Origin of the sequence: Devosia sp. LjRoot16 (assembly GCF_964252795.1) — a bacterium.
Lineage (GTDB): Bacteria > Pseudomonadota > Alphaproteobacteria > Rhizobiales > Devosiaceae > Devosia_A.
Window position 1 is genome coordinate 683,035 of the sequence record NZ_CAXUPH020000001.1, and the last position, 13,508, is coordinate 696,542.

Annotated in this window: 13 protein-coding genes; 5 read left to right on the forward strand and 8 right to left on the reverse strand. The window is 66.4% G+C overall.

Annotation, left to right across the window (positions count from 1 at the left end):
• Positions 1 to 10 precede the first annotated feature (10 nt).
• The 5 genes from ACSQ23_RS03235 to ACSQ23_RS03255 all read right to left on the reverse strand — a co-directional run bounded on the left by ACSQ23_RS03235 (position 11) and on the right by ACSQ23_RS03255 (position 5,384).
• On the reverse strand, positions 11 to 1,321 hold the full coding sequence (locus tag ACSQ23_RS03235) for an ABC transporter substrate-binding protein (protein ID WP_436089694.1): 1,311 nt from the start codon (positions 1,319 to 1,321) through the stop codon (positions 11 to 13).
• Between the two features lie 107 nt (positions 1,322 to 1,428).
• The gene (locus ACSQ23_RS03240; protein WP_436089695.1) at positions 1,429 to 2,703 is read right to left on the reverse strand and encodes a neutral/alkaline non-lysosomal ceramidase N-terminal domain-containing protein; all 1,275 of its coding nucleotides are present in this window, start codon (positions 2,701 to 2,703) and stop codon (positions 1,429 to 1,431) included.
• Positions 2,691 to 3,836: an N-acetylglucosamine-6-phosphate deacetylase gene (locus ACSQ23_RS03245; protein ID WP_055876371.1), complete on the reverse strand. Its 1,146-nt coding sequence runs from the start codon at positions 3,834 to 3,836 to the stop codon at positions 2,691 to 2,693. Before ACSQ23_RS03245 ends, ACSQ23_RS03240 begins: the two co-directional genes overlap by 13 nt.
• Positions 3,833 to 4,606, reverse strand: coding sequence for a sugar isomerase domain-containing protein (locus ACSQ23_RS03250; RefSeq protein WP_436089696.1), 774 nt, complete (start codon positions 4,604 to 4,606; stop codon positions 3,833 to 3,835). Before ACSQ23_RS03250 ends, ACSQ23_RS03245 begins: the two co-directional genes overlap by 4 nt.
• Positions 4,599 to 5,384 carry a glucosamine-6-phosphate deaminase gene (locus ACSQ23_RS03255; protein WP_436089697.1) on the reverse strand — a complete coding sequence of 262 codons (786 nt, stop codon included), beginning with the start codon at positions 5,382 to 5,384 and terminating at the stop codon, positions 4,599 to 4,601. The genes ACSQ23_RS03250 and ACSQ23_RS03255 overlap by 8 nt, the downstream gene beginning before the upstream one ends.
• Before the next feature lie 176 nt (positions 5,385 to 5,560).
• Between ACSQ23_RS03255 and ACSQ23_RS03260 the strand changes: the two genes are divergently transcribed.
• A complete protein-coding gene (locus ACSQ23_RS03260) occupies positions 5,561 to 6,601 on the forward strand; it encodes a LacI family DNA-binding transcriptional regulator (protein WP_436089698.1) in 1,041 nt (346 codons plus the stop codon).
• 112 nt (positions 6,602 to 6,713) lie between these two features.
• Here ACSQ23_RS03260 and ACSQ23_RS03265 read toward each other — a convergent pair whose 3' ends face one another.
• The 3 genes from ACSQ23_RS03265 to ACSQ23_RS03275 all read right to left on the reverse strand — a co-directional run bounded on the left by ACSQ23_RS03265 (position 6,714) and on the right by ACSQ23_RS03275 (position 10,053).
• The gene (locus ACSQ23_RS03265) at positions 6,714 to 7,481 is read right to left on the reverse strand and encodes a pentapeptide repeat-containing protein (RefSeq protein WP_436089699.1); all 768 of its coding nucleotides are present in this window, start codon (positions 7,479 to 7,481) and stop codon (positions 6,714 to 6,716) included.
• The gene (locus ACSQ23_RS03270) at positions 7,478 to 8,212 is read right to left on the reverse strand and encodes a hypothetical protein (protein WP_436089700.1); all 735 of its coding nucleotides are present in this window, start codon (positions 8,210 to 8,212) and stop codon (positions 7,478 to 7,480) included. Before ACSQ23_RS03270 ends, ACSQ23_RS03265 begins: the two co-directional genes overlap by 4 nt.
• A gap of 65 nt (positions 8,213 to 8,277) precedes the next feature.
• A complete protein-coding gene (locus ACSQ23_RS03275; protein WP_055876357.1) occupies positions 8,278 to 10,053 on the reverse strand; it encodes a pyrroloquinoline quinone-dependent dehydrogenase in 1,776 nt (591 codons plus the stop codon).
• A 234-nt stretch (positions 10,054 to 10,287) separates the two neighbouring features.
• On the opposite strand from ACSQ23_RS03275, the gene ACSQ23_RS03280 reads away from it, so the two are divergent.
• The 4 genes from ACSQ23_RS03280 (at position 10,288) to ACSQ23_RS03295 (ending at position 13,328) form a co-directional block, all read left to right on the forward strand.
• Entirely contained in the window at positions 10,288 to 10,902 is a 615-nt protein-coding gene (locus ACSQ23_RS03280) for a ubiquinol-cytochrome c reductase iron-sulfur subunit (protein ID WP_436089701.1), read from the forward strand.
• 34 nt (positions 10,903 to 10,936) lie between these two features.
• Complete coding sequence (locus ACSQ23_RS03285; RefSeq protein WP_436089702.1) at positions 10,937 to 11,329, forward strand: hypothetical protein; 393 nt, start codon at positions 10,937 to 10,939, stop codon at positions 11,327 to 11,329.
• A 131-nt stretch (positions 11,330 to 11,460) separates the two neighbouring features.
• Positions 11,461 to 12,186, forward strand: coding sequence for a GntR family transcriptional regulator (locus ACSQ23_RS03290; protein ID WP_436089703.1), 726 nt, complete (start codon positions 11,461 to 11,463; stop codon positions 12,184 to 12,186).
• 98 nt (positions 12,187 to 12,284) lie between these two features.
• Positions 12,285 to 13,328 (forward strand): SMP-30/gluconolactonase/LRE family protein, encoded by a 1,044-nt coding sequence (locus ACSQ23_RS03295; protein WP_436089704.1) that lies wholly within the window; start codon positions 12,285 to 12,287, stop codon positions 13,326 to 13,328.
• The last annotated feature ends 180 nt before the right edge of the window (positions 13,329 to 13,508 follow it).

Consider the following 13,508-nt stretch of genomic DNA (forward strand, 5'->3'; position numbering starts at 1 on the left):
CAAAACCGATTTACTGGCCGAGCAGGCCTTCACGGTCGAGAATGGCATTGATCTCCTTGTCGGCATTCTCGAGGAAAGCCTTGAGCGCCGCATCGTCGGTGGCGAGCTCCGGCTTGGCGAAGGCTTCAACGAGGAAGGCTGCGGCGCGGGTCTGGATCTCATCGATCGGGCCGATGGCCGGAACGGTGAAGAACTCATAGCTCGTGGGGTAATTGACGTAGGCTTCGAAGCCGGGCTTGGCGGCAAGGATGGCCGAGAAGTCGAGCCCCGAGCGGTTCGGCAGCCAACCGACATTGTCGAGCAGCCAGAGCAGGTTTTCAGGCTTCTGCGTCGCCAGCACGAAGGCCCAGGCGGCGGCTTCCTTGTCGGCGCCGGCTTTGACGTAAAGCTGGCCGGGGCTGACGATCGAACCACGCGGCAGCGTCGCCGTGGCATATTTCAGGTCCGGGGCCTTGGTGGCGATATCGCCGATCACCCAGGACTCGCGGATGAACATGGCAGTCTGGCCGCGCTCGAAGGCATCGGCATCAGCCGGCGACTCGACCGTCACGGTCTTGGTGTCGAACAGGTTGTGCAGGTACTGCTTCATAGTGGCAGTGCCGGCCTCGGAGGCGAAGTTCGACTTCCACAGGCCCTCACCGGCGGGCGCGATCAGCTCGCCGCCATGCTGCCACATGTTGATGGCGAACTTTTCGGCAATACCCGAGCCGCCACCCGAGAGCCGCATGCTCCAGCCGGTGACAGTGGGCGCACCGCTGGCATCGCGCTGCGTCAGCTTTTCGGCATAGGCGTCGAAATCGGCCATGGTCTTGGGCGGCTCGGTGAGGCCGGCCGCGGCGAACATGTCGGTATTGTAGTAGAGCGCGCTCTGGCCGCGGAACAGCGGCATGCCATAGACGGTGCCGTCATAGCTGGCGGAGTTGACGAAGAACTCGCCGAAATTGGCGGGATCCTTGACGAAGGCCGTCACGTCGGCCGGCGGCGTGTTGAGCAGGCCGCCCTCGAGGTAGCGGGCGGCAATGGTGGTCGCCAGCTCGATCACCTCGGCGGCTTCGCCGGAGGTGACGCCAAGCGCCACGCGCTTTTCGTGCTCGCGCAAGGCGATGGCTTCAACCGTGACCTTGAGGTCCGGGTATTCCGCCGCCATCCCCTCGGCGACATGCTGATAGAACGGCGCCAGTTCCGGGTAGCCGCTCCACACCCGGATCTCCTGCGCGGAGACCGCCGTAACGGCCAGCCCGAGGCCGGCGGCGGACACCAGCAGCAGCTGTCGTCCGAATGTCGAGAAGGCAGAAAGCTGAGGCCGAGAAAGCAATTTCATCATCGTTGTCATCCCTGTTTAACGAACGATCCAGCACATAGTGAAGTCTTGACTGCAACCGGTTGCGTGTCAAGCGGCGCTAACCGCGCGACCCGCGTCGAAACCCCTCATTTTCTAGGCGTTGCAGCCTGTTTCGGTAGTCCGAGCAAGGTCTTGGCCGCGAGGGCCAGGCGCTCGGCAGAACCGGCGGCGAATGCCCCCGGCATACCGATGAAGCGATGCGCTTCATCGACCTCGTAGCCGCCGAAGCCAAACTCACTGGCTGGCGGAATGTAACCCGGCGTGCCGTCGGCATAGGACAGCACCAAAGCCGGCCGGCCGGCGCAGGCAGCGCGGACGGCAAGGCCGGTTTCGGCAAAGATCTCTCCGGGCAGCGCCGCGATCGGCAGGCCGCCCCAATCGAGGACACTGACGCGACCGGCCCAGCTTCCCTCGGGTTGGCCGGCATAACGGCGGGCCCAGTTCGCCCAGTGCCGCAGCACCGTGGCGCGCACCGGCTCGGCGGTGCGGGCCTCGTCATCCCAGGCAGCAGCCAGCGCCGGCAGGTCGTGTTCGCGTCGCTCGAGGCTCAGTTCGACCCATTGTTCCCCGGCGGTCGCCGTGTCTCCGAGCCCTGTCTCCGGCGCCGCGAGCGCCGCCTCGGCGATCCGCGTGCCCAGTCGCTCGGCATTCTCGAAGGTGCGGGTGGCGCTGGCGTTCAGCGTCACTGAGGCCTGGGCGGTGTGCCCGATATTGACGTCGCCACAACAGCCATTGAGGAAAATCGCCACCGCGCCCGGATGCGCTGCCTCGATCGTGGTGCGCACGAAATGCGGGAAATCCGCGGTCATCAGCCGGTTGTCGGCGCCCAGCACGGTGGGGTGGCAGGCATAGGAGACGACCACCGCCAGCAGGCTGCCGGCCGCGTCGCGGATGCGCAGCACCGGCAGGGCGCGATCGAGCGGGCCGTCGGCGTGACGGCGATTGCGGGCCACATCGGGATCGGCGCCGAGACCGACGCTCAGCGTGGCCGGCACGGCGTTGGCGGCAGCTTCGCTCAGTGCGGCGACGCAGCCATCCTCGATCGCCATGAGGAATGCCGGGTCAGCCTCGGCGCTCAGCCGGTCTGCCATCGAGACCGGCGCGCCGTGCGTATGGGTGGCCGCGACGATGACATTGGCTGACGGCAACGGGCAACGCTCGCGAATGCGGGCGCTCATCGCTTCGTGGATGCCGATGACGTCGGCGACGACAATCGCGGTATCGCCGACCACCACGGCCCGTACGGTCAATGGATCATGCGCCCCGGTTGCCGGTTCGGTGCGGGCGGCAAAGCCAGCGAGCAGCAACCCGGGTGGCGGGGTGATGTCGACGACGGCGACGCCGGCCTTCAACGCGCCCATACCCGCTCCCCACCCAGATAGGTTGCAGCAATGGCCAAGCGCTCGGCGCCTGGCGCCCACTCGAACTGAATGAGGTCAGCCGCCGCGCCGATTTCGAGCAAGCCACGGCCGCCGGCAAAGCGGCCGGAATTGCGCGTCGCGAGCCCCAGCACCTGAGCGAGGCTCAGCCCGGTCATCGTGACGGTCCGCGCTACGCAATCGCCCAGCGGCAGCGCGGCGCCGGCGAGGTAGGGCGTGCCGGGCGGCCCCAGCCGGCCATTGGCCTGGAGTTCGACGCGGCCACCGATGGTCTGGTGATAGATGCCCGGCTTCAATCCGCCGGGCGAGACCACGTCCGACACCAGCAAGGCCTTGTCGAGCCCCTTGGCGCGCAGCATTGCCTTCAGCGTGTCGGCCGGCAGGTGGTGGCTGTCGCCGATCAGCGTGGCGGTCAGCCGATCGTCCGCCAGTTGCGCCCAGATGACGTTGGGATGGCGCGGCAGCAGGGCCGATATGCCATTGCCGAGATGGGTCGAAAGCGTGGCGCCGGCTGCCGCCGCTGCATGAATCTGCTCGGGGCTTGCATCGGTATGACCGATGGCGACGTGCACCCCCTGCCCCGCCGCGTGCCGTACCAGCGCGATGGCCGCATCGGAATGCGGCGACAGCGTCAGCAGCCCGACCAGCCCGCCGCTTGCTGCCTGCCAGCGCTCGTATTCGCCGATATCGGCGTCGCGGACATGGGCGGCCGGATGGGCGCCGCGCGGGCCGTCATGGACAGAGATGAACGGCCCTTCGACATGCACGAACGGCACGGCGCGGGCGACGAGCGGGTAGCGCGCCCGGGCCTCGCGGATCGCCACCAGCCCGGCAGTGATGTTCGCCTCGCTGGCGGTGACCAGGGTCGGCAGGTAAGTGGTGGTGCCCAGCGCCAGCAGCATCTCGGTCAGCGCCAGGACGCGCTCCGGGGTCACCGTGCCGTCGTTCAGATCGTGGGTGGCATAGCCATTGACCTGCAGGTCGACGAGGCCCGCCGAGAGATAGAGCGGGCCGTGGTAGTCCGCCGCCTCGACGGCAGCGATCCGGCCGTCGGCGATGCTGATGGCAAGGCCCTGGCCGGTGTCTGGATCGCGGCCGACGATTGCTGCCGTCACAGCCAGCGCACCCGCTCGGCAAAGCGAGCGATGAACTTCGCATTGGCCTCGTCGCCGCCCGGGGCATTGCCGCTGCGCCAGACCGGTGGCTCGATGCCGCGTTCGACCAGCTTGGCGACGGTGCGGATCACCAGGTTGTTGAGCGCGAAGGCGTTGGCGAAAGTGGAGATGGCGCCGATCTTTTCGCCCATCCCCGGCACTGCAACGATCGCGTCGCCGATCGGCACCTTGCAGTCGATGGCGATATCCACCAGCTCGTGCAGGTTATGTTTGGTCGGGTGGCGTGCCGGGTGGGTGGGCGCGGAGTTGTTGGCGTGCTCGTGCGAGTTGACGCCAATCAGAAACACGCCGCGGCGCTTGGCCTCGAGCGCTGCATCGATCAGCGCGGCGTTGATGCCGTAGGCGTTGACGAGGATCAGCAGGTCGCCTTCGCCGAGCCGCTGGTCGGCGATGACGATCTTGCCATAGCCCGGAGTGCGCTCGATCGCCATCGAGCGCAGCGAGCCGCCCGAAAGCAGCGTGCCCTCGTCGAGAATGGCGCTGACATGCATCAGGCCGCCGGCGCGAAAGAAGATCTCCTGCGAGGCGAGGTTGGAGTGGCCGCCCGGCCCGTAGGCATAGACCAGCCGGTCGGCGGCGATCTGCTCGGCCACCCGCTCGGCGGCACGCTCGGTCGCGTCGCGCTCCTCGACGAGGATGCGCCGCATCAACGCGGTGACGTCCTCGTAATAGCTGCGGCAGAGTGCGTCGGCGTCGATCAATTCAGGCATGGGGATCTGACTCCGCATCGAGGTAAAGCGTGCAGTCGGGGTGGGTACGGAGGATCGAGGCCGGGCAGGCCGTGGTCAACGGGCCCTCGAGCGCGGCCCGCACGGCGTTGCGCTTCACCCGCCCCGGCACCATGCAGAACAGCCGATCGGCCCGCAGCAGCCGCGGCACGGTCAGCGTGATGGCGCGCAGCGGCACGTCGGCGAGGGTGGCAAAGCAATCATCGTCGACCTGCTGCTGCCGGCAGACCTCATCGAGCTCCACGACTTTGACATCGAGCGGATCGTTGAAATCGGCCACCGGCGGGTCGTTGAAGGCGATGTGGCCATTCACCCCGATGCCGAGCTGCACGATATCGATCGGGGCTTCGGCCAGCAGCGCCGCGTAGTCGCGCGCCGTCGCCTCGGGGTCGTCGCCAGGGAGGATCGGGTGCACCGCGGCGAAGGGCAGGCGGCCGAAGATGTAGCGCGACAGCCAGCTGCCGAAGCGCTCCGGCGCGTCGGGGGCGAGCCCGATATATTCATCCATGTGGAAGGCGGTGACGCGGCGCCAGTCGATGCCGGGTTCTGCCGCCAGCGCATCGATGACGTCGCTCTGGCTCGGAGCGGAGGCAAAGACCATGCGCACCGCAGCCTGCCGGGCGAGCCGCGAGCGCAGCTCCGTGGCGATCTCGCCGGCAGCGACGCGTCCCAACTCCTCGCGGGTGACAAAGCTCCGGACCTTGAGCTGGTCTACTCGCCGGTCACGCGTTCCGGCCTCAGGCACGACACTCGAACTCATCGGCTAAAGCACTCCCCGCGACGCATCGTTCTCGAACCACGATTTCGTTTGACTATTGAATGCAACCGGTTGCACGTCAATCCCCTGTCGAACACTCGGCATTGGATGGAACGGGATATTGCCAAGCCACGCTGAACTGTGGGAGCGATCGTTCCAGGCTGCGCAAGGGCAACAGCATGACAGCAGGCAAGGGCCGCAAGGACCTGCCCACCATGATGGATGTGGCAAGGACGGCGGGGGTGTCGAAGTCCACCGTGTCGCGGGCCTTCACGCAGCCGGGCATGCTCGGCGCGGAAACCGTGGCGCGCATCCTCGAGATCGCCAGCAGCATCGGCTATGTCCCCAACCACACCGCACGGGCGCTGAGCACCGGGCGCTACGGCAACGTGGCGCTGGTGGTGCCGGATGTCGCCAACCCGTTCTTTCCGCCGCTGATCCGTGCCGCGCAGATGGAGGCGGACCGTTCGGATTTCTGCGTGTTCCTCGGCAATTCAGACGAGAGCTGGCGCCAGGAGGACAAGCTGGTCGACCGCTTCCTCAGCCAGGTCGAGGGGCTGGTGCTGTGTGCCTCTCGCCTCACCGATGAGCGGATCCGCGCCCATGCGCTGAAGCGCCCCTTGGTGCTGGTCAATCGCGACGTGCCGGGGATCCCGCGGGTGCTGATCGACAGCGCCATCGGGGTGCGCGAGGCGATCGCTCACCTGGCGGGACTGGGTCACAAGCACATCGTCTATGTCAGCGGCCCGGCCAGCTCGTGGTCGAACCAGCAGCGCCGCGCCGCGGTGCGGCTGGGGGCCCGGCAGCATCGGCTCGAGGTCAGTATCGTCGCCGCACGGGTGCCGAGCTATGAGAGCGGCCGCGCCGTGGTGCCGGATATTCTCGCCACCGGCGCCACCGCCGCCATCGCCTTCGACGACCTGACGGCGCAGGGGATCATGACCGGCCTTGCCGATCGCGGCGTCAGCGTGCCCGCCGACTTCTCCATCGTCGGCTGCGATGACGTGCTAGGCGCCGCCACCTACCCGTCGCTGACCACGGTTTCCAACCGCTCGGACGAAACCGGGCGGGCGGCGATGTCGCTGCTGCTCGATATGCTGGGCTCGCGCGCCGTGGGCGACGCTCGGGTGACGCTCGACACCTATCTGGTGGTTCGCAACACGACGGCGCCGCCGCCGGGCAGGCCGCCAGCGCCGGCGCGGGCTGACCCCCACCCTTGATCCCTCCCCGCAAGGGGGAGGGAGACGCAAACTGAAACGCTGGTGTGAGGGTCTCCCTCCCCCTTGCGGGGAGGGTACAGGGGTGGGGGTCAGCACGCACCGGCGGGCCAGTCTACCGCCGATAGTAACTCCCGTCCGGCATCAGCGCGTCCTGCCAGTTGGCGCCGTCGGTGATGGCGTCGCGGAGGTTGGCGGAGACGAGGCGGGTGCCGGAGAGGTTGGCGTTGCTGAGGTCGGCGGCGATCAGGCGGGCCCCGAACAGGTCGGAGTGAGCGAGGTTGGCGCCGCGGAGGATACCGGACTCGAGGTTGCTGGCGGTGAAGTCGGCGCCCTCGATGGTGCTGCCGGTGAAATCCACCCGCTGCATGTTCAGCTGGCGGAAGCTGGCGCCGGAGAAATCGGCGTTGGTCGCCTTCACCCCGCCGAAGCGGGCATCCTCGAACTGGGCGAAGCGGAGGCTGGCGCCATCGAAACGGGCGTTGGTGAGAATGGCCCGGCGGAAATTGACGCTCTCTCCCGTGGCCCCAGCCAGGGACGCCCCGCTGAGCGTCGCACGAAAGAACACCGCGTTATCGAGGCTGGTGTCGGCGAGGTCGGCGTTGCTGAGCTTGGCGGCAGTGAAGTCAGCAGCCTCGAGCTTGGCGCCCGAGAGGTTTGCCTCGCTCAGGTTCGACTGAAAGAAGAAGGCGCCGGTGAGGTCGGCGCCCGAAAGGTCCGCGCCGGTCAGGCTCCGGTCGCTCAGGTCGGCGCCGACAAGCGGGCAGCCGGGGCAGGAATTGGTGTCGCCGTTGAGGAAGGCCGACGCGTCGGACGATTGCGCGATTGCCGGTGCGAGGGTCGCGAGCAACACGGTGAGCGCGATGCCGATCACCGGCCTCATGGCACCGCCTTCGCCGCATCGAGCGTCGCGTCGAACGCCTCCCAGCGGGTCGAGGATTCATACTGGCCCGGCTCGAACATGCCCTGGATATCGAGGCCGGTCTGGCCGGGCTTGCGGAAATAGTGGGTTTCTACCCGGATGTGCCGCCCTTCGACGTCCTTGGTGCACACCTGTTTGATAAACATCTCGCCAACGCCGGTTTCGCCCGGCGCCTTGGGCAGATCGGTGCAGGTCCAATCCTTGGAGCCGTAGCGCTGGAACACCGGCAGCCGGAACAGGTAGGCGCGGCCGCGATCCTCGATATGCGCGCGGTCATCGGTGACGGCGCGGAAGCCGCGCACCAGGCCGGCATCGTCGAACAGCAGCGACAGCACCACGGGGAAGTTGGCGAGCCGGGTGCCGCCGAAGCGCTGCAGCCAGAGCTCCTCGCCATACTGATCGTGGAAACGCTCGGCGAGTTTGCCGACGCGGCGGCCGAACTCGACATAGACTTCGTGGAGGCCGCGCTCGTCGGCGGCGCATTGGGCAAAATCGCTCCAGCCGGTGATGTGCTTGAGCGGCGGGCCGCCATTGGAGCCGCAGGCGAAAGCCTCATAGCCCTCGGTCGGCAGCGCCGTGGCGGCCTCGCCGATGGCGAGAGTGCGGAATTCCGGCGGGAGCGGCGCCCCCGGCGACGGGGCAGCAAGGCCGAGCAGCAACAGGGCCGGCAGCAATCGGACAAAATTGATCATGGTACCGTCGCGCGAGGCGAAAAGGGGGTGGCACGGCAGCCTTCGCCGCCGCGCCACAGGAGAGATCAGTTCACGGCGAAGACGTACATGGCGTCGGTCGGGACGAAGTACTTCAGCGACGGGTCGGCATTGATCTGCGCCGTGCTGGGCGCCGCGCCGGCGAGGACCGCGATGTACTCCTTGCCATCGACGGCATAGGCCATCGGCGGGGAGCCGAGCGAGGTGCCGACGTTGAACTTCCAGAGTTCTTTCAGCGTCTCGTCGTCATAGGCGTAGATCCAGCCGGCACGGTCGGAGCCGAACACCAGGCCGCCGGCCGTCGCCAGCATGCCGTTGCCACGGGCCAGCAGCGGGATCTTGGCAGCAATCTTGCCGGTGACCGGGTCGATCGCCACCACCGAACCACTCTGTTCGGCCGGCAGTTCGGTGCCCTCAGGAGCGGGCAGGCGACCGTTCCATTCCTTCTGCGCCGCGACGACGTCGTACTCACCGCCGGTGATGGTCGGGTTCGGCGCCTCGGTCGGCACATAGGCCGAACAGCCTTCGTTGGAGGTGAGGTAGACCAGCTTGGTCTTGGCGCTGTAGGAGGCCGGCTGCCAGTTCTTGCCGCCGCCCAGGGTCGGACAATAGATGCCCGGCAGGTCGTCACGCGACCCCACCGTGCCGGCGACATATTTCTGCAGGTCGGCCTTCGGATCGTAGCTCAGCGGCAGGCCGGTCTTCTGGTCGATACCGGTGGTCCAGTTCAGGTCGTCGACATATTGCGTGGCGTGCTGCAGCTCGCCGTTCGAGCGATCGAACGAGTAGCCGAAGCCGTTACGGGCAGCGCGGAAGGCGAGGTTGCGATCGCCATTGTCGATAAGCTGAGTTTCACCGATTTCGTCGTAGTCGTAGGGGTCGTTGGGGGTGAACTGGAAGTGCCACTTGATGGCGCCGGTCTCGGTGTCGAGCGCGACGAGGCTCGAGGCATAGAGGTTGTCGCCCGGCCGATACTCGGCGTCGATCTGCGGCGCCGGGTTACCGGTGCCCCAATAGGTCAGGCCGAGTTCGGGGTCGTAGCTGCCGGTCGCCCAGATCGAGCCACCGCCGGTTTCCCAGGTGCCCTCACGCTTCCAGGTCTCGCTGCCGGGCTCGCCCGGCGCCGGAATGGTGTAGGTGCGCCACTTGGGCTTGCCGGTATTGAGGTCAATCGCCTCGATCCAGCCGCGGATGCCGTATTCGCCGCCGGCCGGGCCGTAGAGCGCCACATCGCCGATGACCAGCGGAGCGACGGTGAAGCTTTCGGCGCGGGTCTTGTCGGCCTGCTGGGTTTCCCAGTTGAGCTCGCCGGTATCCTTGTTGATCGACATCACCCGGCCATCGAGGGTCAGGGCGATGACGTCGTTCTTCCACAGTGCGATGCCGCGGTTCTCGGCGCCGCAGCAGGTGGCGTCGGAAATCCACTGCTTGTCGACTTCGGGATCCACCTTCCAGACGATCTTGCCGAAGCGGCCGTCGCGCACGTCGACCTTGTAGACCCGGCTCCAGCCGGCCTGGACGTACATGAAGCCGTCCTCGACCAGCGGGGTGCCTTCGTTGCGGGCGCTGGCATAGCGGCCGCCGGCCGATGCCTGGTCGAACTGGGTGACGAAGGCCAGCGACAGCTTGCCGATATTGTCCTTGTTGATGCCGTCCAGCGGGCTGTAGCGGTGGGCGTCATAGGTCCGGTGAACCATCAGCCAGTTGCCGGATTCCTTGTCGGCAGCCAGAAGCCGATCGTTGGTTACCTCGTCCGACCAGGCCGATGACGCCATCGTCACCGCCAAGGCCAGGAGGCCGGCGCCAAAGCGCAAGCGTGCCATCTTCCTCATCCCTTTATTTCGAAAACTCGGCCGCCGATCCGATGGGGATCGTGGGCGCTGCAACGTTATCGCAATGCGACGTTTCGCCGCCAGAATGTACGCGACCTACAAAACCCAATTCAAAATATAGGAACAAGCACTGACGCCAGCTTTCTATATTCAGCGAGAATGAGGGCGCGGCGATATCGACCGCGCTGCCGACTGCCAAAGTCGGCACTTGAGGAGAAACAGCTGATGAAACAAGGCACTGCGGCCGATCCGGCGCTTGAGACTCAATGCGGGTGCGCGTGCACCAGGATCAGTCGGCGGAGCGTGCTGGGTGGCCTTGCAGCGGCCGGCGCCTTTGCCGGGCTGGGTGGTACGGCCCTTGCCGCGGCGCCTGATGCAATGCCGCCGCAGGTCGGGGATTTCCTAGTTTCGCCGGCCGGCAATACGCCGTTGACGCCCGACAGCATCAAGCTCGACAGCAAGCCGTTCGAAGCGGTGGCGATGTCGCCCGACGGCGTAGTGCGCAACGCCGAGTACGAGAACACCGTGCTGCTGCTGCGCTACGACCCGGCAGCCCTGCCGGCGGAAACCGCGGCCAAGTCGGCCGAGGGCGTACTGGGCTACACCATCATCTGCACGCATGCCGGCTGCCCGCTCACCGATACGCTGAAGAACAAGCTCCTGGCCTGCGACTGCCATGGCTCGCGGTTCGACCCGACCAAGAACGGCGAGGTGGCGCACGGCCCGGCGGTCCGCAAGCTGCCGCAGCTCGGGCTTGCCGTTCAGGACGGCAAGCTGGTGGTGGCGGAAGCCTTCGACTCCCGTGTCGGCGGCGACATGATGGGCGAAGACGACCGCTAGATTGGCCTCCTTTGCACTCAAGAGGAGTGACGCAGTGAAACTCAGACTGACTCTTGCCGCCGTTCTGGTCGCAATTCCCACCGCTGTGCTGGCCGCCAGCCTGCCGATTGCCGCCAGCTATGGCACGCCGGCCGGTTGTGCGGCGCATGCGGGGACAGGCAACAGCAGCGGCGACAAGGTGCTGATCAGCGCCGACGACGTGCGCTTTGAAGGCAATGTCTGCCCCTACACCAACATAACCGAAGCGGGCGACAAGGCCTTTGAGGTGAAGATCGCCTGCGAGAGCGGCCACGATGAAGTGGTGCGCGGCACGCTCGAGGTCACCGAGAGCGCCGATGGCGGCAAACTCACCGTTGCGCTCAAAGACGGCGCCGGGCCCGCGGGGGAGTTTCTACCCTGCGACGCCGCGGCAACCGCATCACCGTAGGAAGGGTCCTTGATTTGCCGCGCTTTCGAACCGGAAAAGTCTGCAACCTTTCCTGACAGCGCTTTGCCTCTGATTTTTTCTTGTTTTTGGAGTTATTGGACGGTCCGCAGCCTCTCGCAAGGGACCTAACAGTGTCAACTCTGCCAAAGAACGGCGATCGCGTTTCGGACAGTGCGATCGTTTCCGCCACCCGGATCCGAGCCACGCTGAGGGGCGACATCCTCACGGGCAAGCTTCGGCCGGGCACCAAGGTGAATATTGAGGACCTCGCCGACCGCTACGAGACATCGCACATCCCGATCCGCGAAGCGCTGATCGGTCTGGTGTCGGAAGGGCTGGTCAAACGCGAGGAACGACGAGGGTTCTTCGTGGCTGCGTTCACGACAGAGGTGCTGGAGGAGCTGATCAAGACCCGGTGCTGGCTTGAGGAACGCGCGCTCGAGGAGAGCATCGCGAACCGCACGGTCGAATGGGAGGAGAACCTGGTGCTGGCGCTGCACTGGCTATCGCGAACCGACAGATATGCCGACGCGGCGCGCCAGCAGCTCAACCCCGCCTGGGACGAACGGCACAAGCAGTTCCACCAGGTGCTGATCAGCGCCTGCGGCTCGTCGCTGCTGCTGCGCTACTGCCAGGAGATCCGCGATCGGGTGGATTCGTACCGGTTCATTACCGAGAGCGCCAACCCGGCGCCCTTCGAAGCCCGTCCCGACGAGCACCGGCTGATCGCCGATGCGGCGCTGGCCGGCGATACGAAGACGGCGGTCGAGCTGCTGATCAAGCACTATCGGCAGACGCTCGAGATCATCACGGCGACGTTTGCGTCGACCAGCAACGCGCCGGACGGGACGGACTGATCCACGGGCCGGCAAACGACGAAAGCCATGCGGGGGAGCGCCTGAACATTACGGCGAGCCTCCAGTCGGTTGCCTGCAACAAGAAGTGGAGAAAGTCGATGAAGCCTGTTTCGATCGCCAGCCTGATCCTCGTCGCCGGTATCGCCGCGAGCCCTGCACTCGCGCAGGGGCCAACCCCTGGACCGTACTTCGTCGGCAACCCGCTGGGCCTGCCGGTGAACCCCGCCGCCGACGGCGGCTTTGCGCCGATGTCGAGCAACGTGAAGGTGTTCGGCGCGATCTACGCCACCGAAAGCTGCTCCTATGATGCCGAGCGCGACCTGATCGTGGCGCCGGCGCGCGGCGTCAGCCAGGCAATCCAGGAGAACAACGCCTTCGTCGCGCTGATCAACCACGACGGCTCGGTCAACACGGCGCGCTGGATCGGCGTGCAGAACCCGCAGCAGCGCGCCGACCTCATGCCGCCGCTGCTTCTCAACGAGCCATTCGGCAGCGATATCGAGGGCGGCGTGCTCTATCTCGCCGACCGCGACGGCGGCACCGCAGACCCCGCCGATCCGACTAAGACGACGCCGAGCGTCGCAGTGATCCGCAAGTTCGACATGAAAACCGGCGAGCCCGCGGGCGAGGCCAGGATCGAGGGATCGCCCTGGATCAACGATATCGAGGTAGCGCCGGACGGCACCATCTATGCCAGCAATACGGGCGTTGGCGGCAAAGCGCCGGAGCCCGACACCTGGCAGATCTGGAAGGTGACGCCGGATGGCGCGGCCTCGGTGTGGATAGCGGGGGCGCCGCTCAACCAGCCCAACGGCATCGCCTTCGACAATGACGGGAACGTGGTGGTGGTCAATATCGGCAGCGACGAGGTGCTGACCTTTGCGGCCGCCGACGCCAAACTGCTGAAGACCGAGAAAGCGGCGCAACCTGGCAATGACGGCATCGTCGTCCTGCCCGATGGCACCAAATACATCAGCAGCGTGATGAACGGCGGCATCACCAAACTGGCGCCCGACGGCACCGCTTCGCTGATCGCCGAGAACATCCCGAGCGCCGCCTCGATGTGCTATGACGCCGGCGCCGAGCAACTGGTCGTGCCGATGAACGCCAATAACGGGTTGGCGTTTATCAGCCTGAAGTAGTCGGGCGCCACTGCCCCCAGCACCCCCTCTCTGGCGAAAACTAAGGACTTAGCTCCGCTAAGCCCAAGTTTTCGCTTTCTCCCCCGCCAAGGGGGAGATGGGCATCGAGCTTGTGGCCAAGGGTGCGATCACCGGCCCCTCCTAAATCTCCCCCCTTGCGGGGGAGAATGGAGGGGATTT

What these genes read in the sequence shown, in the direction of transcription:
- ACSQ23_RS03265 (WP_436089699.1), bottom strand. Translation starts at nt 7,481, where the DNA reads ATGAGGCCGGTGATCGGCATCGCGCTCACCGTGTTGCTCGCGACCCTC.
- ACSQ23_RS03260 (WP_436089698.1), top strand. Translation starts at nt 5,561, where the DNA reads ATGACAGCAGGCAAGGGCCGCAAGGACCTGCCCACCATGATGGATGTG.
- ACSQ23_RS03270 (WP_436089700.1), bottom strand. Translation starts at nt 8,212, where the DNA reads ATGATCAATTTTGTCCGATTGCTGCCGGCCCTGTTGCTGCTCGGCCTT.
- ACSQ23_RS03240 (WP_436089695.1), bottom strand. Translation starts at nt 2,703, where the DNA reads ATGGGCGCGTTGAAGGCCGGCGTCGCCGTCGTCGACATCACCCCGCCA.
- ACSQ23_RS03280 (WP_436089701.1), top strand. Translation starts at nt 10,288, where the DNA reads ATGAAACAAGGCACTGCGGCCGATCCGGCGCTTGAGACTCAATGCGGG.
- ACSQ23_RS03250 (WP_436089696.1), bottom strand. Translation starts at nt 4,606, where the DNA reads ATGCCTGAATTGATCGACGCCGACGCACTCTGCCGCAGCTATTACGAG.
- ACSQ23_RS03295 (WP_436089704.1), top strand. Translation starts at nt 12,285, where the DNA reads ATGAAGCCTGTTTCGATCGCCAGCCTGATCCTCGTCGCCGGTATCGCC.
- ACSQ23_RS03255 (WP_436089697.1), bottom strand. Translation starts at nt 5,384, where the DNA reads ATGAGTTCGAGTGTCGTGCCTGAGGCCGGAACGCGTGACCGGCGAGTA.
- ACSQ23_RS03235 (WP_436089694.1), bottom strand. Translation starts at nt 1,321, where the DNA reads ATGAAATTGCTTTCTCGGCCTCAGCTTTCTGCCTTCTCGACATTCGGA.
- ACSQ23_RS03275 (WP_055876357.1), bottom strand. Translation starts at nt 10,053, where the DNA reads ATGGCACGCTTGCGCTTTGGCGCCGGCCTCCTGGCCTTGGCGGTGACG.